The organism is Petroclostridium xylanilyticum (assembly GCF_002252565.1).
In the GTDB taxonomy this organism is placed as follows: domain Bacteria; phylum Bacillota; class Clostridia; order SK-Y3; family SK-Y3; genus Petroclostridium; species Petroclostridium xylanilyticum.
This window is the reverse complement of record NZ_NPML01000002.1, coordinates 167,163-191,384: the sequence shown is the minus strand read 5'-3', so window position 1 is coordinate 191,384 and position 24,222 is coordinate 167,163. Positions and strand designations below refer to the sequence as shown.

Sequence of the window (24,222 nt, the reverse complement as noted above, 5' to 3'; positions counted from 1 at the left end):
TTTTGCTTTAAATTAATCTGTTGTGCTAGTCCACCTATACTCCAAGAATTAAAGAGTTCCAAAGCTAAGAGCCTGTAAATTTGCTCCGGGCCACATCAAACTCGCTGTCGCTCAAACAGGTGATGTGGCTTCTCCTTCGCTGCATTAACAGGCTCTAAGCCTTTCCACAATATTCTTTCCGTATAGGCGGACTAGCACAACTCGTTAAATTAAATAAGTCAGGGAACTATCCCTGACTCACACTTTCCAATACAATAAATTTAAAAACATATATTTTATTTAGAAAACCCATCCCAATACACTATTTCCTCTATTTTCTTCCTTTTGGTGCTATGCCGGTCAACGTCTGCCTGGTCAGCCGGATAACCCAATGGTAAGAGTGCGATAACTTCAATATGGGATGGCAAACCTAATATTTTATGACACTGCATTGAATTGAACGCACAAACCCAACAGGTACCGAGCCCCAGGTCTGTCGCTGCTAATGTCATATGATCGATTGCTATTGCTGTATCAATATCACAATGATCCTTGCCATCAGCCCGCCTCCAAGCTTTACTATGGTCGCCGCATACCACAATAATTACCGGAGCACTTGCAATCCAATTTCTCGGATAGGTTGTTAATATTTTCTTTCTTAATTCTTCATCCCGTACAACGATAAAGTATAGCGGTTGGTAATTAACTGCAGAGGGCGCAACTCTGCCTGCTTCAAGAACTTGTAAAATTTTCTCTTCCTCTACAGGAGTATCTTTGTAATCGCGGACAGAATATCTCCTTTTTGCTAATTCTAAAAATGACATTTATTCTTACCTCCAATCATTTTAATGTTTCTCTAAATAATTATATAGATGTCCAATCATAGGCGTCAAGCTAAGCCAACAATTGTTAATATATTTAACAATTGTTGTTATTCAATCTTAAATTTTGAAACAGCTGCCGTAAGCTCGTAAGCCATTTGATTCAAATTTCTTGAAAGGTTGGAAAGCTCTTCCGAGCTGGCCATTTGTTCCTCGGTGCTTGCAGAAACCTCTTCTATTGCAGCAGCCGCTTGCTGAGAAACTGCAGAAATTTGTTCAATCGATTCTAGCGTCTTATCTTTTGATAGCAGTATTTCTCTTATTGAATTGGTCATATCATCAAAACGTTTGGAAATTTGCCCCATCTCATTGAAGATTGTTTTAAATGCACTATCAGTTTCATTCACTGCATCTGTTTGTTGTTCTATAATAGTACCTGCATCATTAGCAATACTTGCAATTCCTTCGGTCTTTTTCTGGATATCTGCAATAATATTACTTATTGTTACAGTAGCTTCTTTAGATTGTTCAGCTAACTTTTTTACTTCATCTGCAACTATTGCAAAACCACGCCCGGCCTGACCTGCCCTTGCAGCTTCTATCGAAGCATTTAATGAAAGAAGATTTGTTTGTTCAGATATCCCAACAATAACGTTAATTATACTTTTTATTTGTTTCATATCTGCATTAAGATCTTTAATATCTTTAATGATTTTTTGTGATACTGATTTTGTCAACAAAGCTTTATCATTAAGAGATTTTACTGTCTCTAATGCATTTTCACTAAGTTTCCTGGCAGCCCCAACCCTCTTTGATACATTACTCATTTCGTTTCCAACTAAATTAATCTTTTCGGATAAATTGTTCATATTAGATGCACTTTCAGCTGCTTCATTTGCTTGTTCCAAAGCGCCTTTTGCAATTTGCTGCATTGTCACAGCTATTTGTTCTGAGGCGGAATATGTCTGTTCAGATGAAGCCTTAATATTCTCAGCTCTTGATAAAACATTGTGAGCAGATATGTTCACCTGCTTTGCAAGCACTCTTATACTTGCAATCATTTCATTGAAACTACTTGATATCTTAGCCACCTCATCATGCCTATCATCAACAATCTCTATACTTAGGTTTCCTTTTTCGGCCTCTTCCATAAGATAAACCATTTTATTTAGAGGTGTTGAAATACTAAGGGCGATGATAAAAGAGACAAATACTGCAAAAATGAGGCATATTACTCCAATAAATATTATAGTACTTCTAAGGCTTTTTGATTCAGTTTGAAGGTAGCTGTAGGGTATTGTACTTACAACATACCAGTCCGTGTTTTCTATGCCGCTATAAGCTACCAGGAATTGTTCCCCATTTATATTGAAAGGAAAAGCGTATTTCTTTTGCTGGCTATTTTTATTAATTTCCTGGATTAACGACTTTTCAGCAAATTCTTTATTAACTGGTATTTTACCCGGGTTCCTGCTCGAAATGATTGACCCTTTTGTGTCAATAATAAATATGTCAGCATTATCCCCGACATTAATACTTTTATAAATGTTAGAAATGTAGTCCTCTTTTACTGTTACAACGATTATACCGAGTTTATCACCCGTAATATTGGATTTTACCTTCTTGCTAATTGAAATCAGGAAATTGCCAAACAAATCATTAATAATGCCATAGTTATAATTGGAGTTATCATCCTTATGAATTTCAAGAATTTTATCGAATTGATTAGTTTCAAAGTTATTGTTACCTATTCCAAATATAGTATCTTTATTAATAAAGATATTGATACTTGTTATGAATCTCTCGTGGGTCATTTTTTGGTTAGTTTTATTATGTATACTATAATACACTTTGAACTGTTCACTCTTTTCCATACTTAAATAGTTTGGCAAACCTGTCTGAACTTCTTGAGATGATGATATTTCCTCACATATTTTTTCTATTTGTTTCAATTCTGCACTTAAGTTTTTACTAACGCCATTCATTACTTCAACTGAATATGTCTTGATTTTAGACTGAATAGCATCACTGGATTTTTTATAACTAATTATACTTATTAAGGCTAAAGGAATAAAGGATAGTAATATAAACGAAATAATCAGCCTGGTTTGGATTTTTGTATTTCTCAAAATCCTTGATTGTGCAAAGAACGAAAGAATATTTTTAAAAAAGCCGTTTAGACTTTTTATTTTCTCATGGATGTACACTCCACTCAGCTTTTTAGCATCATTTCCATGCTTCATATACATTATACCAACCTCCATTTTTTAAAATAACGTTGAGTTATTGTATCTACATATACTCTCGCTATCCATTCCTGTATTCCTCGCCCCTTTTTTCATAAAGCATATTATAGGGCAAAAGTCTTGGTAAATGAATACAATAAATTCCTGTAATGGTTGAAATTATTCCGATTTTTTTATCCGTTTGGAGGTTGGGTCTGCTGAGGGAAAGCAAGGATAGAAAGGACATCCAATCCATTTCTTTCTCATTGCCATTTTCAAACGTAAGCCGGCTTTATGCCTTTACAGCCCCTGCCGTCATTCCGGCTACGATCTTCTTGTTGAAGAAGATAAACAGTATCAGCGGCGGAATGGATATAAGTACAACGTCGGCAAAAAGCAAATTCCAGGAAGTTATATACCTGCTCATAAAATTATAAAGAGTGAGCTGTACCGTTGCATTTTTTGCACCGGGAAGAAAGTACAGCGGATTGGCAAAATCATTAAAAATAGTTACTGCCGATAAAACTATAATTGTAGACGTAACAGGCTTTAAAAGCGGGAAAATAATCTGAAAAAACATTCTAAATCCGCTACACCCGTCCACAACAGCGCTCTCGTCGATTTCACGCGGTATGGACACCATAAAACCTTTATAAAGTATGGATGAAAACGGAAATGCCAATGCAACCTCAACCAGTATTAATCCCATTAAGGTTTTAAAAAGCCCCATCCTATTAAGAACCCATATGGTGGGTACTATTGAAGGCGGAATCATCAGCCCTGCAAGGACAATGAAATTGATCAGCGTTGAAGCTTTGTCTGTCCTCCGCTGCATGACAAACCCTGCCATTGAGCAAACTATTATTAGTACTACAATAGACAAAACAGTAATTATTGTGCTGTTGTAGAAAGCACGAATTACTATTCCATTTTCAGCCGTTAATACCGATGTATAGTTTTCAATAATCTGAAAGGTTTTAGGCCAGACAATGCTCATTTCGGCTGCTTCTGCTTTGGTTTTGAAAGAGTTTAAAATGACGAAGTAAAATGGCACCCAGAAGATCAATATGGACAGCAGGACAGCAACGGCCTCCACTACAAACTTTTTTACACCCCTGCTCATAAATCCACCTCGCTTTTGGTAAGAAATCTATATAATGGGAAGGCTATAATCGACACTATTATGAACAATATGACATTACCTGCCGTTGAGAGGCCATAAAATCCCGCAGCATACTGTTTGTAAATAATCGAAGCAATGAGGTCGGTGGTGAAACCCGGTCCTCCCTTTGTCATTGTCCATATCAGGTCGAAGGAACGCAAACCGCCAATCAATGCCAGGATGATGACCGAATTCATGGCCGGACGGCTAAGAGGCAGAGTGATATGCCAAAACTTTTCAAAAGAGCCGCCCCCATCGATCATAAGCGCCTCATAATACTGCTGGGGAATTGACATGATCCCGGCTATGAAGATGACGGTAGCCACGCCTACGCCCTTCCAAACGTCTACAAAAATAACCGATAAAAGGGCAAGTTTGGTGTTGCCCAGCCAGTCCGGCCCTATAATTCCAACTGCGGCAAGAGCCTTGTTAATAAGTCCCTGAGACGGGTGCATCATGCTGCCGAAGGCAACCCCAACTGCTATGGTACTCAAAAGATTTGGAAAAAAAACCACCGAGCGGAGGTAATCTTTTGTCTTGATATTTGTACAAAGGAATGTACCAAGCAGGAACCCAAATATCACTTTCAAGCCGCAGGTCAGCACAGCGTAAATAATTGTGTTCCTAAAACCGATATTCAACGATGGCTCCGATAAAAAAGTGATATAGTTTTCAAATCCTATAAACTGCCAATCGGTAAGTGTCCACCTTGTCATGCTGAAAAAGAACGACATCACGGTTGGCAGCAAAAACAATCCGCAATAAATGATGCCGGCAGGTAAAAGAAAAGCATACGAGTACATTTTTTTTGATATTTGGGTCATAGTCATCTCTCCTTTAGAAAATTGGCCCTACATGAAAATTGCAGGGCCATGCATTATTCATTCAAAATCAACTAAGATTATCGGCTTACCAGCCGGGAAAGCCAAGCTGCTTGGCCTGCTTCTCAACATCCCTGTCATACTCCTGAGCAGCCACTGACGGCGCCTTAAGGCCGCTGCCAACCTCAACGCAAATCTGCGGCAGGTTCGGACCCTTGATGGGTGAAAGGAATTCAAGCGCAGGAGCAGTATTGCCTGCATCAAAGTATTGGATCACATCCTTAACGGCAGGGAAGACATCGTCGGGAAGTGTTGCCCCCTTTATAGCAAACGGTCCTCCAGGTTTTTGCTTTGATACATAGGCAGCAATACCCTCCTGGGAAACAAAGAATTCTGCCCACTTTTTAGCAGCTTCAATGTTTTTGCTGTTCTTGCTTATATAAATACCTTCGGGCGTCCATACAGTAAGTCCGTTTTTATCCGCACTGTCGCCGGGTTGTGCAAAAAAACCGATATCATTTACCTTATCAGGGAAATTAGCCTCTATATTACTAACACTGGTGGAAAGCATCGGATAATGCACCCCGGTACCTTCAGCCAGCATTTTTAGAGCAGCATCATAGGTGGTGGCAAGAAAATCCTTGTTCATGTAACCCTTCTTATTGATCTCATACAGTTTTTCAAAGCCACGGAGGGCGGCGGGGGTAGTGGCAAATTTGGCCTTGTTGGCAGTATAGTCCGCAGCAAAGTTGGGAACCTGCGCCTGCACATTAAAATAATCGGCAAGCAGGATAAGCTGTGAGGTCCAGTCATCCTTGTATGACCCAATTACCGCAGTTTTACCGGCACCCTTAATCTTTTCGCAGTTGGCCAAGAGTTCATCCCATGTCTTGGGAACCGAAAGTCCTAACTCGGCATACACCTTTTTATTATATAACCATCCTCCACTCATAACAGTGTTGGCAGGGATTCCGTATACTTTCTCGTTTGCGCTGACGGTAGATTTAAAGAAATCTAATACGTTGCTCATAAACGGCTCGTTTGTAAGATCAACGAAGTTTTGCTCGGGATTTAGGACTTGGAAGAGCGAACCCGAGTTGTAAAAGCACAGGTCGGCCATATCGCCGGTGGCAAGGCGGGTCTTTACAACGTTATCCCCCTCCGCACCGCCCGGCCGAAGCTCAATCTCGGTTGCAATGTTGTACTTTTTTTCAATGGCTTCCATTACACCCTTCAGGCCATCCAGTGTGGTTTGATTACCAATCAGTAATGTAAGGGTAACCTTCTTATCGGGAGCAGCCGGGGTCTGGTTTTGCGTACCGTCCGACTGTGCCGGGGCGTTTTTGTCCGGTGCTGCCGTTTTCTGGTTTGCGCAGCCTGGAAATACCGCTATAAGCATTGCGACACAGGATATCAGCGCAACCATTTTTTTAATTTTCTTTCTTGTTTTACTCATACATGCATCCTCCTTATAAATTGTTTTATTAGAACTACGATACGATTGTACCATTGTTAGCTGTAATAATACATAGAGTAAACAGTACATTTTGATGTAAAATCCAACACAATCACCGCACAGCCACTGTATAAAGGTGCATTGTTTCACCCGCAGAGATTCGAGGCATAGGACTTCCAAGGCTTGTGTCAGGCAGGCGCAAACTCGCTTCGCTCAAACAGTGCGCCTGCATATCTCACTGCGCCAAGAAGTCCTAATACCTCGATCCTTATGGCTGTCAGGTACTCGTTAAAGGACATATTTTTATATTTGCGGAACAGCCTGCTCAAATAGGTCTGGGATATGCCGAATACTGAACAGACCGATTGAAGCGAAAGCGGCTCCGAATTAAGGTAAGAGTATTAAACGGTGACGGAGCAAAATGGATTAGTGAATGTACAAATACAGCTGAAAAACACTGCCAACTGGACAGGTTTCATATATTCAAGGCAATTCTGTGGCAGGTATACGATAAGAAAGAAGCAAAAAAGATAGCACGACTGATTAAATCCGGAAATGTACAAAAAGCTTTAGCGCGTATAGAAGAACTCAAATATGAGTGTGGAGGAGAGTGCGATAAGGTAGAAAAGCTTCAAAATCTTGAAGAATGCCTAAAAAGCAATCTTGATGGATTAATACTGTACCATGAGAGGGACAACCTTGAGCTGCCGGAACCTCCGGAAGGGATAAAAAATTGCAAACTTCTACTTGACACAAACATTAGATTATTGATAAAAATATTTCCATATAAAGAAGAGCAGGAATAATCCTGCTCTTCCTGCTTTTCTTTTTTATTACATCAGCTATTTTGTTTTTCCTTACGGGATACTACTCCCTCGCCACACGTTTATTATCATTTTCATGGTTCAGAGTTAATAAGCTATGCTAATAGAAAAATTAGAAAGTCGGATATATGTCTATGGTTTCACCACCTACTCCTATGAAGTTATTCCCTGATGACCATGTAGTATCATTTATAAGAGGCTTAAATTCAAAAGTAGTACCTGCTGGAATACGTTCTATCTCAAATTCCCAAATATCCGGCGCAACATTTCTCATTTTTCTTCCTTGATCCCACCATAATGGATAAGTATCTCCTCTTAAATACATTGTGTTACCCCAGCCAACATCATAATGTACTCTTATTGTAGTTACTGTAGGCGCTGAAGGAATATAACTTGCAGGTGTTCCTGGAACCAGTATCATAGCATTATTCTTAGGAATAGTTACTGTTATCTGTTTTCCAGTTACTCCACCAGAAGTAACCTCAACTGTTTGTGAAGTATCTAAAAGATTCGTTAATATAGTTCCTACAGGAATAGAACTTTCTGTTCTTAATGGAATAGTTCTTGTTACAATATTCCAATCATTGTTGAGTATGGTTATTACTTCATCCCCTGTGGTATCATTTCTACGTGAATATGAAAATACTTTGTCATCAACCCACATTTCACGTTGTGTACCATTTCTTAAAGGTTCATAATCTTTTCGTATTTGTGCAAGTCGCTTGATATGTTTATATATAATATTATTCTGGTCAAATACATTCATTACTTCACGATTTTCTTTATTAGCAATTCCTTGCCATTCTGTTGGTCTTCCACCACCATAAAATGCTTGCTCAGTTCCGTAATATACATCTGGAATTCCTCTTACGGTAAATAAAAATGTCATTCCCAATCTTAACTTAGCATAATTATCATCTGCAAGGCATAAGAAACGATCTCTATCATGATTATCAAGGAATGTTACTAGCTTATTAGGATCTTTATATTTATAATCTTGGTCTAGTATATTTTTTACATCATAAAAACTAGCATCATGGGCAAATACTTCTCTAGCTTTGAAAAATAATGGAAAATCTAAAACACCCCATTCATAGTTCTGATAATCACTTACATAATCAACATCACCGTAAAATATTTCCCCAAATGACGGTACCCCGAGATAAGATTCAAATTCTTGTAAAAAGTCTTTAGGTATCGAACGAGCTGCATCTACACGAACAGCATCAATATCAAAATCATCAACCCACATTTTGTAAACCTTTTTGATTTCATTTCTTGCTGCCGTATTTTCTTGAGCAATATCATCTAATCCACCTAAATCACAATTTTCCACTTGCCATTGATCATTCCAGTCCTGAATATCTCCATTATGATGATACCAATTAGGATTATTAAATGGATAAGCTGGTTGATAATCAGCTGAACTGTACTCAGTCGCATATGGATCTAAATAATCTGCTGTATGATTTGGTACCACATCAAGAATTACCTTTATACCATTTGCATGAGCAGTATCTACCAATTCTTTTAGTTTAGCTTTAGTTCCAAAATGAGGGTCTGCACTATAATAATCATGAGTAAAATATCCATGGTATCCTGATTCGCTACCATCTCTACTAAATAGCTCATTTTCTGAAGGAGGAGAAATCCATATTGCTGTTACTCCTAAATCTTTAATGTATGGTATCTTGTCAATAATACCCTGCCAGTCTCCACCTTGATGATATTTGAGCTCTCCCGGCCTATATTCTTGACCTAATATACCATTATTTGAAGGATCACCATCAGGATAGCGGTCAGTTAATATCATATATACTATATCATTATTATCGAATCCTAATCTTGCTGCATTTGCTATTGAGAAATTTCCACTTACTACTGTAAGTATAAAAATAAATGTAACAATTAAAGATAATTTTCTAAATCTTTTCATTCTATGTTCCCCTTTCTTTTATCTTTTGTTTTTTAGTAAAAATTAAAAACTAAAAACCGATCAACCTATTGTCTACCCTTGATTCTTAAGTAACCATTGGTATCCCCTCCTTTATCAAAAAAGTACGCTCTCGAAAACTCAGAGAGCTTTAATTTTATAGATTTTCAAGGTTCAGCATTTCTGCTTCACCCCTACTTTTTAATGAAAAATTTTTTCTAAATTTCCAGTTATATTCCCATATATACCCATAAATGGCTCTTATCTATCTTGACAAACACACGTTCGCCCCAAAATGGAAGTGGATGGTATTTATTACCATATCTTCTGTTTTGGAGGTTTTTTATGTTACGAGATTGGACACCACATTGCAATTACCAGGAAAAGCTTCGCCTGAAAATGCTCCTGTATTATGAAACGCAAAGAAGCAGGCTGGTTGCACTGGATAAAAGCATTTCAAAGCTCTATCTACTCAACCTGGATAACCTGCTTCCCGTAGTCAAGCCTTTATACCCTGATTCTGGCCGACCCGCCAAAAATCAGCAAGGTATAATACGCTCACTCGTATTAATGCTTGACCAACAGGTTTATTCTATCACAAATTGGGCTTTAAAGGTAGCCTCTGATCCTTTGCTTTTTGATATTTGCGGTTTTGTCGTCAAAGCTCCGGCTGCTGCCTCCTACTATGATTTCCTAATCCGATTTTGGAGAGCAGACCGTAAGCTTCACCTGAATCGGAAAAAGAAAGTCAAAAAGTTTACCAGCAAGCCAAGGTTAAAACTGAAGGCTGGCGAAAAGCTTAAGCCAAATTCGACGGCTCACCCTTTTATTCTGGCGCCAGTCACTATGGTGTTAAGGTTTGCGACTGCCGCTCAAAGGGAATCTTTAATTGCCAATGCCCCAGAAGGTTCTCCGACCCGGATGCAAAATGGGGATGGGATAGTTACCGCGAACAGTGGTTCTTTGGCAATACTCTTTTCAATGTCACCGCTTCAGACAGCCCCTATGACCTTCCCATTTACATCAAGATGGTTCAGGCAAGCCGCCATGACAGTATTACCACCGTCTTCGCCCTCCAGGATATCCATAAACTATATCCATATCTTAATTTTAAAAGCTTTGTAGCGGATGGCGCCATGGACAACTATCCTATCTATGAGCTTTTAAAGCATTACGGCATTGCACCTTTTATCTCTCTGGATTCCAGGACTAAAGCCAAATTCAACTATCCCCACCCGGATATCCTCTGCTTTGATGACCATGGCCATCCCATTTGTCATGGAGGAATCCCTATGGTCAACTGGGGCTTTGTTGAACCTAAAGGCGTTAAATATCGTTGCTGGTTTGCGACAAAAGGCTTGGAACCCCCAAAGGAGTGTAAATGCTCGGACAGCAATTACGGCAACGTCGTCTACATCAAACCTGATTTTGATCCAAGAATGTTTCCTAAAGTCCCTCGGGATTCTGAGGCCTTTGCGGTTTTCAAGGGGCAAGTATATTGAATTCAAATTAATGGATATTTTACTGTTAAAATTCTCTGTTTCTTTAATTTCCAGCTGCTTTTCGATTACCTTCAAAAAATTGATTAGGCAGTTGTATACTCTACAACACCTTTTATTTCAAGGGTTTTAACCTGAAATTCTTAATAATTTCCTCCAAATTGTCGATATATGTTATCCGCACATAACAAATTTTCATTATGATAATATTTTTCTCTATAAATCCAAAATAACCTCATCTTGAATCTTTTTAACATCTCCGCTAGTATATGCTATGAACGTTTTTAAGAATCATCTATAGATAGACACTACTTATCCCTTTATCGCTCCTGCAGATAAACCTGTTACAAAAAACTTTTGACAGGCAATAAATATTACAATAACAGGTATTAACGATATAACTGACATTGCAAATACATAACCCCATTGAGTAAAATTATGTTGTCCGAAAAATCCTGAAATAGCTATTGGTAATGTTCTTTTTTCAACATCATTTATAACTGTTAAAGCCCAGGGATATTCCTCCCATGCAATCAAAAAGTTAAAAATACTTACTGCTGCAACCGCTGGGCTTGCAAGCGGCAACATTATTTTATTATATACGGTAAACACTGTTCCCCCATCAATATAAATTGCATCATCAAAATCCTTTGGTATATCTTCAATAAATCCTTTTATCATAAATGTTGAGAACGGAACCACCCAGGATACATATACAGGAATTAGTCCAAATAATTTATTAATAAGCTTTAACCATACAATAAGCTCAAATTGCGGTATAATAAGTGTCATTCCTGGAATAATCATAGTAGTCATTATAAGTCCGAACAATAATTTTTTTCCTATAAAATCAAACCTCGCTATACAATACGCAAGAGTAGATGAAACAAAAGCTGCTAATAAAACTGTACACAGCGCTACAATCAGACTGTTTAAAAAGTTTTTGTAAAAGTTTACTTTAAAAAGAACATATTTATAATTTTCCAGTGTAAAAACATCGGGTATTAATTTTGGGGGATATTCATATAATGCACCATTAGGTCTAAAAGAAGTACTTAACATATATAGCATTGGTGTTGTTGTTATTATTACTCCTAATGTTAATATAAAATATATCAACAAACTGTAAACTCTATTTTGCTTTTCCACTCGCAATCCCCCCATCTAATCATTAAATCTCTTAAAAAATTTAAATTGAATAATGGTAATAACTGCAATTACTAAGGCAACAATATATGATAGTGCAGCAGCATACCCAAAATCTCTAGCTTCAAATGCCTTATAATACATCCAAGTCAATACCACTTCCGTTTGATGCGCAGGCTGTCCGCCAGTCATTAGTTGTATTGACGTAAATACATTAAACGCACCAATACTAAGCATAACCACCGCAAATAGTATGGTATTTTTTATAGACGGAAGAGTTATATAAAAAAACTTTTTCAATCTATTGCATCCATCTATATCAGCAACTTCATATAACTCTTTTGGTATGCATTGCAATGCAGCAAGGAATACTACCATATTCCATCCAATACCTTTCCAAATCCCTAATAACTCTGCTACAAACATACCTGTCATGGGCTTATCGAGCCATCTTATGTTATCACTTACAATATTTATAATGTCCTTTAAAAAGTAATTTAAAAATCCTTCATTATTAAAAATATATCTAAATACCAATGAAACAATTACCCATGATGTTATTACCGGTAAGTAATATAAAACTCTAAAACCAACTTTAAATTTTGAAATATTATGTATTAAAACAGCAATTAATAGCCCTATAACAATCTGGCTAGGAACCGTGATAATAGCATACATAAGCGTATTGGTAATAGAAATTCTAAATACAGGGTCTTTAAATACCTCTATATAATTACCCATCCCTACAAATGGTGATGCCTGATTTAGCCCTATTTTCCAATCAAAAAAGCTCATTACAAACAACTTTACAATAGGATATATAGTAAATAAACCAAAAGTTATTAAACCGGGTAAAAGAAGCAAAAATATTTGTAATCCTTTAATACTTATTTTGTTAAATCTGAATTTGTTTTGCAAAAACATATCTATAGTACCTTGCTTTACCTGAGTCATTTCTTCCACCCCAAACTTTAATTAATTTTATAATATTAGCGTAATGGTAAGTAACGTTACTTACCATTACGCTAATTACATAATTTTACTGCTTTTTCAATAATTCATCAATTTTTTTAGCTGCATCATCAAGAGCAGCTTTAACTGGCTTTTCTCCCGTTATTGCTAATGTTACTGCAGTTGTTAACTCTTTATCAATTTCCGGCCAAGTTGATACAGGCGGTCTTGGTTTAGCAGTTTTTATTGCTTTAAGGAATGGAGCGAAGTTTTTAATACCCTTAACAGCATCAGATTCAATAGCGGTTTTGTTTACTGGAATTTGCCCAACTTTAGCCATCTCTATTTGAGCAAATTCACCAGTCATAAACTTCATAAATTCCCATGCAGCTTCTTTATTAGCAGTACTGAACATGATAATATCTTCTCCTCCAAGAACCTGCGCTGAACCACCTTTTCCAGCAGGCATCTGAGCGGTTTCAGGCTTAAAGTCAGGATACGAACCAGCTAATTCTGCAAATTTCCATGGCCCTTCAATAATCATAGCATATCTGCCTCGTCCATACCCGTCTGTAAGAGGAATGTCACCTTTGTTAAATCCTATCATTGCGCCATCTTTATAAAGATCAGCGAGCTTTTGAATTATTTCTATGGTTTCAGGACTATTAAGGTATCCAGTAGCAACTTTATACTCAGGGTCTGTTATATCCCCTCCGTTACTCCATATAAATGGGCATATATTCCATCCTGAAAGTGCCGGCTCTGCATAACCCCAAATCTTTTGTCCATTCTCTTCCTTTGTAAGCTTCCTCGCTGCTTCAAAGAATTCATCCATTGTTTTAGGAACTGCTACTTGTGCTTTATCAAACATTTCTTTATTGTAAAACAATATTTTGGTATTGGTATTTAATCCTAATCCATAATAATTTCCTTTAACCTTTGCTGTATTCATCGGACCTTCTAAAATGTTATTTGCTACGTTCTGAAAGTCTTTCATTTCCTTATCTAAAGCCACAAGTATGTTTAATTTCTGAAATTCCGGAACCCATGCTATATCAGATCTTGCAACATCGGGTAGTTGATTGGCACTTGCACTTACCAATATTTTTTTATGTAACTGGGCCCATTCATGAGAAACTGCTTTAACTTTTATGTGAGGAAATTTTTCCTCAAACGCTGGTATAATCACTTCATTTAATGTTTTGTTTTCCGGAGATTGTGCATTGTAATGGTGCCAAAAACTAATTGTTACTTTTTCCTTTTCTTTTTCCTGTGAAGTGCTCTCCGTACTTTTTAAATTTTTATCTTTGGATTCACTAGGCACCTGATTGCTACATCCCACAGCCATAGACACCATCATTACAAAAATTAAAGCAATACCTATAATCTTTCTAAATAAACGTTTTTTCATAAAAACCCCTCCATTTCTATATTTTTAATATTTTACTTGCATAAAATACATACTTGATATGGCTTAAGTTGAATATGTAAAGTACCTGAATAATCAATGATATCGTCATTGTAATAAATGCTGTTATCCAGCTGTTCTATTCTATAAATTTTTCCTGAAATTTCATCTGTTAGAAAACCACAACTTTGCTCTTTGACTGGAAGTATGACTTGAATAGTTGAATCAGCATTATTTATGACAATATAGACTCTTTCATTATTTATTTCCCTGAAAAATGCATACACGTTATCTTCTGAGTTGCAGTAATTACATTTGAAAATTCCTAACTTTAATGCGGACTTTGATTTTCTAATCCTTATAAGTTTCTTATACCATTCCAGAAGTTTTTGATCTTGTTTCTTTTCATCCCATTCCATTGCCTTCCTGCAATCAGGGTCATTTTCTCCATCCAACCCTACTTCATCCCCATAATATATGGAAGAAATACCCGGGAAACATAATTGAAATGCTGCAGCTGCCTTCAGTCTCCTACTATCACCATTACTAAGTGTCAGGAACCTTTCTGTATCATGGCTTCCAATAAGATTAAATAGTGAATGATGTACAGACGAAGGATAAACGCCTAAAAATTTGTTAATCCTTGAATCAAACTCTAAACTATTAATACATTTTTTTGCAAAGAAGTCAACTACTGCATCTCTAAAAAGATAATTCATTACTGAATCCATCTGATCTCCACGGAGCATATCTCTATTTTCCTTCCATGTCTCAGCTAAAATAAAGCATTCAGGCTTTATAGACTTAACCAGTTTTCTGAACTCCTGCCAGAATGTAAAATCAATTTCATCGGCTACATCCAGACGCCATCCATCAATATTTCCTTCTTCAATCCAGTACTTTGCAATCTTAAGTATAAAACTTCTAACTTCCGGATTGCTCATCCTTAGCTTGGGCATCCACTTATAATAGCCAACGCACTCATAGTTTAATTTTTCTTTATCAACCGGAAAACTTTCAATATAAAACCAATCCTTGTATTTTGAATTTTGACCATTTTTTACTACATCCTGGAATTGGTCTGAAAAATATCCACAGTGATTAAAAACACCATCAAGTATAACCTTTATCCCATATGAATGACACTTATGTATTAATGTTTTAAAATCGTTTAAGTCTCCAAAATGCGGATCAATTTTAAAATAATTTATAGTATCATACTTATGGTTAGCAGAGGCTTCAAAGATAGGATTAAGATATAAAGCGTTTATACCCAGATCTTTAAGATAATGTATTTTTTGAATTATTCCTTTTAAATCCCCCCCCATAAAATTCTCTCTAGTGGGTTTACTACCCCATTGTTCTGTACTTTTAGGATCATTATTTTTATCTCCGTTGCAAAACCTTTCAGGGAAAATTTGATAAAATATAGAGCCTTTTACCCAATCAGGCACTTTAAAAACATCATTTTCATTAGTATATAAGTATTCAAAAAAGCCATCTTTAGGAACCGAACTGCTTATACCATGATAATTTAGGAAAAATGTATTAATGCCATCATTAATTTGAAAAAAATATTTAATATACCTTGTAACCTCCTTTGTATTTATAATTGTTTCATAGTAATCAAACATTTTATCTCTGGCATAACATTTCATTTCAGAATGTTGTTCTCCTGTTCGTTCTCTTTTATGTCTGTTCCAATAAATCAAGGTACAAGATTTTGCATCTTTTCTCTTTATTTTCAGTCTTATCGCCAATTTATTCCTTTCTATTGGATAAACATAATCTCTTGTTTGTTCATGAATAATAGCTTCCCAAAACATTGTTACCATTCCTTTTTAATTAGTATTTTAATTTCATGTCACCCTTGAAATAATTAGCTATTACCTCTTAATCTTAATTTTTTGCTTGTTCCTCTGCTCACCAGCTCTACAGATAGAAGGCTATGCTGCTTACTTGTAGACGGCGTTTCTATTTCCTTTAAAAGCATTGTAGCAGCTTGCATGCCTAAATCAACAACATCAATATCTACGGTAGTCATCTTAGGATCAGAAAATTCGGCAACAGGATAATTGTCAAAACTAACAAGTCCAAATTCTTCAGGAATCTTATATCCTTTTTCCTTTATAGCTGTTAGTGCTCCAAAAGCAGCTATATTATTTGTAAATATCACTGCATCTAGAAAATCCTTAGTTTCAATTAAATTTTTCATAAGTCGATATCCATCTTCTTTCGTGCATCCACCTTCACTTATCAGCTCTTCATTCAACTCCATATTATGTTCTTCAAGAGCTTTTTTATATCCATCTAATCTATGCCTATTAAATTTATCTTCAAAACTACCGGCAATAAATGCAATTTTTCTATATCCGTTGTCAATTAAATGATTTGCAGCGACCTTTCCGGCCATTTGGTTATCGATATCCACCCAATTAACATCAAAATGAAAATTAGGCTCTCCTAAAACAACGAAAGGAAATTTCTGTTCCTCCATTTTTTTTACAAAACTTTTTTTTAATAAAGATGCCGGAAGTATAATACCGTCAACCCTTTTCTCGAAAACAAACTTACTTAAAGCAGCTTCACGATCAATCATTGTTTTTTCATTAGCAATCATTAAATAATAGCCTCGTTTACAAAGAACTTTTTCAATACCATACTGTACCTGATAAAAAAATGGGTTGGCAAATGCTTTTGAATTGTCTATATCAACAATAAGTGCAATAGTATAAGTGCTTTGATTTGCAAAACTTCTGGCCATGCTATTAGGAAAGTAATTTAATTCTTGCATTGCTTTTTTTACTCTTATGACAGTTTCAGGTGATATAAGTGGACTGTTATTTAAAACTCTTGATACAGTTGATGTGGATACTCCTGCCATTTTCGCTACGTCTTTTATTGTTACAGCCATTTCTTACCCCCTTATTTTATGCAACCAGTTGCATTGCACCTTAAAAAAAATACTTAATTAATTCTAAATTAATAGCTATCAAAAAAAGAAATTTATATATATTTTGTATCAATAATGCAACCGGTTTAATTAATACAAACAAAAAAATTATGTATTTATTATTTATAATCATATTAACATTTATTTTTAATAAATGCAATAGTTTAATATTTGTATTCTTTTTAAATATCTGCAATTATCTTACTATATTGATAATTATCTCTTTTATTCTTTATATTTTGTGATAAAAAAAATCAGACTTAATATTTTATTAGGAGTACGTCCGCTTTGCAATTTTATTACGCTTATTATATGGTAAATTCATATGTTTGATTCTTTTTTTCTTTTTTGATTGCACAAAAAGCATAGGTATATACCATCCGATACCACCAAAAAGTATACCGGTAATAATGCTTTGTGAAACCAGGGCAAATATTATAGCACATACTATCGCACTCATAATGCATATTGTAATAAATTCTTCTCCCTTTAAAGGAATATGTGCTTTCACAAGCTGGAATTGAACATGTCTTTTATAACCGTTAAATATGCCCAGATTTCCGTTCCTCTTCCAGATATAAGAATTTCAAAATTGATATCAGCAACTTTTATCTGAATAACAAACAGCTTTCTTTTTCTTCTATTGAAGTTCTTAACAAAATCACTAAAACCACTCCCTACACTTTCAGTGTAGGGAGTGGTTTTAGTGTTATTTATATAAATGCGCTCATTCATATCTCTGTTATGATTTGGACGAAGGACTTTTTAAGATGTATTCAGATGGTGGCACACCGGTTACCGACCGAAATACGCGGCTGAAATAGAACTGGTCGTTATAACCGACTAGCATGGCTACATCCTTTAGCGGTATATTCGGATTTTCTATAATAAGCCGTTTTGCCTCATCGATCCTTATGGCTGTCAGGTACTCGTTAAAGGACATATTTTTATATTTGCGGAACAGCCTGCTCAAATAGGTCTGGGATATGCCGAATACTGAACAGACCGATTGAAGCGAAAGCGGCTCCGAAAGATTTTGCTCCAGGTATTGCTCAATGGAGTTGAAAAAGGCTGGGGTATCCACTTTGTGGTCCTTTTTTTCAACACACTGTACAATTTTCTCCACCAGCTCCCATATATTGGCCATAAGTTCACCGAAGGTTGTTGAGTAGTACAGGGCTTCATCAAGCAAAAATTCAATGTCGTAACTTTGCCCTCCCCGGGCTACCGCAGAATGTTTTTCGACATGATGGAGTATCTGCCGCAGATTGCTCTCCACCCACAGTTGGGTGCGCCGTTCTTTTTCCCATGTGCCAAAAAGTTTTATTAATTCCTGTTTTAACCCATCATACATTGCGTTTGAAACAAGGAAAGCTATCTTGTTGCCCAGCGACCCGTCCATACTGGCCCGGTTTTCTACAGCGGACCGGACTTCGGTAAGCTCATAAATTGTCTGGGAAAGCCCGATGACAATATTATTGTCCAGAGTCCGGTAAAGGTTGGAAACCATATTCTTACACTCCAGCAGCCCGAAAAATTCCGAGGCAAAGATTGTGGTATGGTAGCCGCCGGTCAGCTTTTCAGCCGTTCCTGCAACCAACGACTCAAAAGCGTTCCTATCAGTAAGTTCCGGAGTGCAGAAAAAGAGCAGTTCCCGTTCATCTCTGCCCGTCAGAACCCATATGCTGTTATCACCTGTGGTGCATGACACCGCGTAAGCTTCTACAGCAGGATTATATGCGGCTGCGGTATGTTTCGAGGAAAATCTCGAGGGTAACCCGTTTTCCCGCAGAATGGCCGCCGAATAGCACTTGAATGGCAGGTATTTTTCGACCTGCCACGTCTCCGCCGGCGCGCCGATCAAAATATGTTTCAGCAATCCGACACGCTTTATATAGTATTCTGTTTCGAGCTTTTGCCGTATTGAATCAAGCAGTTTTTTCAACTGGCCGGCGTTAACCGGCTTCAGCAGATAATCAACAACGCCGGACTGTATTGCACCTTTGGCATATTCAAAATCCTGATATCCGCTTACAATTACCGAATAGATAAACGGGAACTCCTCCTTGATGTGGGAAACAAGTTCGATACCGTCCATGACCGGCATTTTTATGTCGGTAATAACTACATCAGGCTTTAACAACCGGACCTTTTCAAGCCCCTCGGCACCGTTTTCCGCCGTATCGACTATTTTAAAACCGCTGCACCGCAATTCTATAATTGATTTGATATAGCGCATAGCTGACGGCTCATCTTCGACCAGCACAATCCTCATCATTTTTCATCACTCCCCTTTGCAAACTCAACAGCACCGCCTATTGTCACTTGTGCGCCTCCGGTTTCGGTGTTTTTAAGCGTAAAAACAAATCTGCCATTGTAAAACAGTGCCAACCTTGCATATGTGTTGATAATTCCCATTCCACCAATTGCAAACCCGGTGTGGGTTTCTACACCGAAAAGTTCCTTTTCCATTAACTTTATCCTTTCCTCCAGTTCACAAAGCACCTTTTGGTCAAATCCCTGTCCGTTGTCGGTAATTTCAATATACCACCACCCGTCAGACACATAGCCTCTGATTCCTATTTTCATGATTTTCTGTAATTTTTCAAAGCCGTGGTTTATTGAATTTTCAACAATTTGCTGCAATACGATTTTAGGTATTGCTTGTCCGCAAATGGCCGGATCTACGTCAATATTGAATTCCAGCCGGTGTTCAAAACGCTTTTTCATCAGCAGCAGGTAATTACGGACATGTTCCAGTTCCTCGCCAATGGTGGCTGAACGTTTTAAGGTGGAGGTTGAGTAGCGCAGCATAGCCGCAATACTGTCGCATATCTCACAAATCTCATCATCGCCGTTTACAATACCCTTATTGGAAAGCACATTAAGGATGTTGTAGATAAAGTGGGGGTTTACCTGTGCCTGAAGCGAATCAAAGCTGGCCTGCATTTGCAGCGACTGGGACTTGATTTCGCGGCTTACCGCTTCATTAAGCCTTTCACGCAGGCGCTGAAATGCGTTGTTTAGCGCCTCTATTTCATTGTTTGAGCTTTTAATGATGATTTTCTCCGGCAGGTTCCCCAATTCGATACACTCCATTTTTTGCTTGAGCTGCCGTATCGGCCTGGCCAGCTGCTTTGAAAAAATGTATATATATATAAACGAAATGATAATTACGAGAATACCAACGATAATGGTGATATTGCCTGTGAATAGAAGCGGCTTGAGCAGGGCGTCCTTATCCTGCACAAGGATAATCTTTATTCCCGTGTAACCTGAACCTGTTCTTGCCAATATTTCATCCTTTCCGGTAACCAAATTCCTTTCAACGGACACAGGTTTATTAACCTCGACGGGAAGCTTGGAATAATAATCGAGCAACGTACTGTCCGTTATACCGCTGTTATAAAATATTTCACCTGCGCTTGTGACAGCAACCACCTTAATATTTTCCTGGTCAGGTACGGCGAAAATTTTTTCAAGCTCCCGATATGGGTTCTGCACCTCGATATAACCCATCCCGCCATTCGGTCCCTGTACCGAGCGCGCCAATCCGAAAACCTTGATGTTGTCGGACAATGCCCATGGGTCGGCATACGGCGGAAGAATTACCACTTTTCCCATGGAACTATCGGCCCGCGCCGTCCATCCGAGACCATGGATCAGTTCCAGCAAATTATGGCTCACGTTGTGTGTCCTGAAGTTGCTGGATAAAAAATCCCCTTTGTTGTTGAAAACGCTTACTCTGTAAAAGTTTTTGTCCATCGAGTAACTGAGCAAAGTGCCCTTAATGGTTTGTATACCCTCGTTGATATAGACTAGGTTTTCGGGATTGTCCCTATCAAGATTGGCAATACTTGCCATAGATGACATAAAACTGCCGCTGGAAAGCAGATAGGTCATGATAAAGTCCATTGGGCGAATAAGGTTGTCGAGCTGTTGTGACATCTTTTCCGAAATAACCGCGAGGTTTGAATAGGCATTGGCTTCAAATACCCCGGCACTGTATTGATAAAAACTTACTCCAAGGGTAACAACAAGTAGTATGATTAATAGAGAATAGGTCAGCAATAGCTTCGTTTGAAAACTCATAGATTTTCCGTCCTTCCCATCAGAACTTTACTATTATTATAGCAGCAAGATTCCAATAAACCAATGGAAAATGAGTGCATTTTCATATTATACTTTCCCGAACAAAAACAAAGCAGGAACGGAACATTAAATTCCGCTCCTGTGCCATATGGTTTTATTTCACATATGGATAGCTAAACCGGTAGATTCCGGAACCTATTTCAGCCTCAGCGCCGCCGGGACAGGCTGTGAAGGACACACCCTCGGCACTGACGGTCTCTGGCGAGGCGCCGGGAAGGGTGACATGCGCCGTCGTGTTGTGGGGCACGATGACGTCAACGATCATATTACTACCCTTGATACTCCACTTGATGGCCGCCTTGCCGTAAACACTCATATATTCAGCTTGTGCGTGTGTCAGTTCGCCGCCGGGCTGCGGTCGCATGAGGATACGCTTGTAGCCCGGCACATCAGGGTCTGTATCAAGGCCGGCAACCACACGGTAGAGCCAATCACCAATGGCACCGTAGGCATAATGGTTAAATGAGTTCATGTCGGCACTCCACATTGAGCCGTCGGGCTTGATACCGTCCCAGTGCTCCCAGATGGTTGTAGCACCCTTTTTGACCTGATATAGCCATGACGGGTAATCGTCCTTCAACAGCAGGCTGTATGCCGCATCGAGCTTGCCGTTCCGGCTCAGAACATGACAGAAATACGGCGTGCCCAAGAAGCCGGTCATTAGGTGGCCGCCGTTCTCATCCAATAGGGCTATCAGCGTGTCGACGGTTCGGGCGCGATGTTCCTCCGGCACAAGTCCGAACATGAGTACGAGGATGTGGGCTGTCTGTGTCCGCACCGCAAGACGGCCGGAAGGAGTGAAAAATTCGTCCTGAAAAGCCTTAACAATGGCGGCATGGAGTTGTGAATATTCCTCCGCATCGGGCTTGTTGCCCAACACGGCCGCCGATTTTGCAAGCAATTCCGTGGAATAGGCGTAAAAGGCGGTGGCAACCAGGTCGTTTGGTGTTGCTCCAAAATAGCTTCCTTCCTTGGCATCAAGAGCAAGCCAGTCGCCAAAGTGGAAACCGGTATTCCATAGAACACCGTTCTGCGCATGGCTACGTATGTATTCTACCCATCCCTTCATACTGCTGTACTGCTCCTCCAGGATGCGCCGGTCGCCGTAACACTGGTATACCGTCCACGGGCAGATGACAGCCGCATCGCCCCAACCGGTGGATGAATGGTCGTCATGTACCATCTTGTCATTTTTCATGGCACCCGTCAACACGTCAGGGATGACAAATGGAACACCGCCGTTTTCAAGCTGCTCAGCCTTTAAATCCCGCAGCCACTTCTTGAAGAATGGCTCGGTGCCCATGAGATAACAAGCAGTACGTATAAACACCTGCGCATCACCTGTCCAGCCAAGGCGCTCGTCACGCTGCGGACAGTCGGTGGGTACATCGACAAAATTACCCTTCAGGCCCCAGAGGATGTTGTGCTGCAATTGGTTGACAAGTTGATTGGAACAAGAAAAACTTCCAGTCTGTTCCATGTCGGAATGGATGACCACGGCGGTAAAGGCATCGACCGTCGGCTCGCCGGGGAATTCCTCTATCATTACGTACCGGAAACCCTGGAATGTGAAATGAGGCTCAAAGATTTCGGCTTCACCACCCTTGAGGATGTATTCAATGCGTGCCTTTGCACTGCGGAGGTTTTCGGTGTAGAAGTTGCCGGCGGCGTCGAGCACCTCGGCGTGCTTTAGCACTACTCTGTCACCTGCCTTACCCTTGACAATGAATTTTACCCAACCGGCCATATTCTGGCCAAAGTCAATGACTCGCTCGCCCTTGGGCGTTGTGAACATGGATACCGGCTTGAAGGTCTCCTGCCGTCTGACCGGTAGGCCGTCCTGCGCGGTAAGCACCGACATGTCTTGTTCAATAACCTGTACCGACTCCCAAAGTGAATCATCGAAGCCGGGCAAGTCCCAGCCCCACTGCTCAAGACGGGCATCATAGGTCTCTCCGTGGTAGATCTCGGAATACAGGATTGGACTGTCTGCGGCCTTCCAGCTTTGGTCTGATATCACAAGCTGTTCACGACCGTCGGTGTAGCGGACAAGCATTTGGAACAGCAGTGCAGTGCGACTGCCGTATATGTTGCGCCGCCCCAGCCATCCGGCGAGCTCTCCCTTATACCATCCGCATCCGACTGACGCGCCAACGACGTTGGCACCCTTCTTGAGCATATCAGTGACGTCGTAGGTCTGGTATTGAAGCCGCTTTTTGTAAGCTGTCCATCCGGGAGTCAACAGGGCATCACCTACACGGCTGCCGTTGATGAACAGCTCATACATGCCGAGGGCAGTAGCATAGATTCGTGCAAAAGCAACTTCACCGTCCAAAGTGAATTCCTTGCGCAGCAGCCTGCCCTTGGAGGATGCGCCGGCGTCATTGTCCTCAGGCGAGATAAACCGGGCCTTCCACTGCGAGACGTCAAACATTGCGGTTTCAAAATATCCCGTGTCGCTCCACGGGCTTTCCTGTCCATGGTTGTCGGTTATCTTAACCCTGTAGAAATACCTTGTGGACGGTGCAAGAGCGGGACCGGCGTATTCTACGTGGACTGATTCGGACGAATTGACAGTTCCCGTATCCCACATCACGGTGTCAAAACCGGCATCGGTGGCGACCTGCACACGGAAGGTCTCCTGCATTACGTTTTGCCCGTCCGATTCGATCATCCATCCGAAACGGGGTTTGGTCTCCCCGATACCAATGGGATTTTCGAGGTATTCGCATTTCAGTTTAACAGCTTTTAACATTTCAATCACTCCTAAGTCGTTATCTTTATAGATTTTATTAATTTTACCATCCCGGCCGCTAATATTACATAGATTAACCAAAACTACAATATGTATTTTTGAGTACACAGCTTGCACCATACCTGTTATAATTAGGC

At 39.2% G+C, this 24,222-nt stretch carries 19 protein-coding genes; 3 read left to right on the top strand and 16 right to left on the bottom strand.

What is annotated here, in order from left to right; translation table 11 throughout:
- Positions 1-275: 275 nt before the first annotated feature.
- The 6 genes from CIB29_RS01080 to CIB29_RS19620 form a co-directional block, all read right to left on the bottom strand.
- A complete protein-coding gene (locus CIB29_RS01080; RefSeq protein WP_094545914.1) occupies positions 276-803 on the bottom strand; it encodes a nitroreductase family protein in 528 nt (175 codons plus the stop codon).
- A gap of 107 nt (positions 804-910) precedes the next feature.
- Positions 911-3,049, bottom strand: coding sequence for a methyl-accepting chemotaxis protein (locus CIB29_RS01075; protein WP_198543690.1), 2,139 nt, complete (start codon positions 3,047-3,049; stop codon positions 911-913).
- Positions 3,050-3,317: 268 nt separating this feature from the next.
- On the bottom strand, positions 3,318-4,148 hold the full coding sequence (locus CIB29_RS01070) for a carbohydrate ABC transporter permease (protein ID WP_094545910.1): 831 nt from the start codon (positions 4,146-4,148) through the stop codon (positions 3,318-3,320).
- Entirely contained in the window at positions 4,145-4,903 is a 759-nt protein-coding gene (locus CIB29_RS01065; RefSeq protein WP_242965017.1) for a carbohydrate ABC transporter permease, read from the bottom strand. Before CIB29_RS01065 ends, CIB29_RS01070 begins: the two co-directional genes overlap by 4 nt.
- Positions 4,904-5,096: 193 nt before the next feature.
- Complete coding sequence (locus tag CIB29_RS01060; RefSeq protein WP_198543689.1) at positions 5,097-6,518, bottom strand: ABC transporter substrate-binding protein; 1,422 nt, start codon at positions 6,516-6,518, stop codon at positions 5,097-5,099.
- A gap of 134 nt (positions 6,519-6,652) precedes the next feature.
- Positions 6,653-6,808, bottom strand: a complete 156-nt coding sequence (locus CIB29_RS19620; RefSeq protein WP_094545905.1) for a helix-turn-helix transcriptional regulator — start codon at positions 6,806-6,808, stop codon at positions 6,653-6,655.
- A 21-nt stretch (positions 6,809-6,829) separates the two neighbouring features.
- Here CIB29_RS19620 and CIB29_RS01050 point away from each other — a divergent pair, with 21 nt between their 5' ends.
- On the top strand, positions 6,830-7,270 hold the full coding sequence (locus CIB29_RS01050; RefSeq protein WP_094545903.1) for a UPF0236 family transposase-like protein: 441 nt from the start codon (positions 6,830-6,832) through the stop codon (positions 7,268-7,270).
- A 130-nt stretch (positions 7,271-7,400) separates the two neighbouring features.
- On the opposite strand, the gene CIB29_RS01045 is transcribed toward CIB29_RS01050, so the two are convergent.
- Positions 7,401-9,224 (bottom strand): alpha-amylase family glycosyl hydrolase, encoded by a 1,824-nt coding sequence (locus tag CIB29_RS01045; protein ID WP_094545901.1) that lies wholly within the window; start codon positions 9,222-9,224, stop codon positions 7,401-7,403.
- A 342-nt stretch (positions 9,225-9,566) separates the two neighbouring features.
- Here CIB29_RS01045 and CIB29_RS01040 point away from each other — a divergent pair, with 342 nt between their 5' ends.
- Both CIB29_RS01040 and CIB29_RS01035 read left to right on the top strand, forming a co-directional pair.
- Positions 9,567-10,346, top strand: coding sequence for a hypothetical protein (locus tag CIB29_RS01040; protein WP_094545899.1), 780 nt, complete (start codon positions 9,567-9,569; stop codon positions 10,344-10,346).
- 11 nt (positions 10,347-10,357) lie between these two features.
- Positions 10,358-10,723: a hypothetical protein gene (locus CIB29_RS01035; protein ID WP_242965016.1), complete on the top strand. Its 366-nt coding sequence runs from the start codon at positions 10,358-10,360 to the stop codon at positions 10,721-10,723.
- Between the two features lie 309 nt (positions 10,724-11,032).
- On the opposite strand, the gene CIB29_RS01030 is transcribed toward CIB29_RS01035, so the two are convergent.
- The 9 genes from CIB29_RS01030 to CIB29_RS00980 form a co-directional block, all read right to left on the bottom strand.
- Positions 11,033-11,869: a carbohydrate ABC transporter permease gene (locus tag CIB29_RS01030; RefSeq protein ID WP_242965015.1), complete on the bottom strand. Its 837-nt coding sequence runs from the start codon at positions 11,867-11,869 to the stop codon at positions 11,033-11,035.
- Between the two features lie 15 nt (positions 11,870-11,884).
- Positions 11,885-12,820: a carbohydrate ABC transporter permease gene (locus tag CIB29_RS01025; protein ID WP_242965014.1), complete on the bottom strand. Its 936-nt coding sequence runs from the start codon at positions 12,818-12,820 to the stop codon at positions 11,885-11,887.
- A gap of 85 nt (positions 12,821-12,905) precedes the next feature.
- Positions 12,906-14,228 carry an extracellular solute-binding protein gene (locus CIB29_RS01020; protein ID WP_094545895.1) on the bottom strand — a complete coding sequence of 441 codons (1,323 nt, stop codon included), beginning with the start codon at positions 14,226-14,228 and terminating at the stop codon, positions 12,906-12,908.
- Between the two features lie 32 nt (positions 14,229-14,260).
- Positions 14,261-16,060, bottom strand: coding sequence for a glycoside hydrolase family 13 protein (locus tag CIB29_RS01015; protein WP_094545893.1), 1,800 nt, complete (start codon positions 16,058-16,060; stop codon positions 14,261-14,263).
- Positions 16,061-16,104: 44 nt separating this feature from the next.
- On the bottom strand, positions 16,105-17,139 hold the full coding sequence (locus CIB29_RS01010) for a LacI family DNA-binding transcriptional regulator (RefSeq protein WP_094545891.1): 1,035 nt from the start codon (positions 17,137-17,139) through the stop codon (positions 16,105-16,107).
- 546 nt (positions 17,140-17,685) lie between these two features.
- Positions 17,686-17,913, bottom strand: a complete 228-nt coding sequence (locus CIB29_RS18795; RefSeq protein WP_094545885.1) for a hypothetical protein — start codon at positions 17,911-17,913, stop codon at positions 17,686-17,688.
- 7 nt (positions 17,914-17,920) lie between these two features.
- Complete coding sequence (locus CIB29_RS00990; RefSeq protein WP_094545883.1) at positions 17,921-19,456, bottom strand: response regulator; 1,536 nt, start codon at positions 19,454-19,456, stop codon at positions 17,921-17,923.
- Positions 19,453-21,270 (bottom strand): sensor histidine kinase, encoded by a 1,818-nt coding sequence (locus CIB29_RS00985; RefSeq protein ID WP_094545881.1) that lies wholly within the window; start codon positions 21,268-21,270, stop codon positions 19,453-19,455. The genes CIB29_RS00990 and CIB29_RS00985 overlap by 4 nt, the downstream gene beginning before the upstream one ends.
- A gap of 154 nt (positions 21,271-21,424) precedes the next feature.
- The gene (locus tag CIB29_RS00980) at positions 21,425-24,085 is read right to left on the bottom strand and encodes a family 78 glycoside hydrolase catalytic domain (protein WP_094546012.1); all 2,661 of its coding nucleotides are present in this window, start codon (positions 24,083-24,085) and stop codon (positions 21,425-21,427) included.
- Between the last annotated feature and the right edge of the window lie 137 nt (positions 24,086-24,222).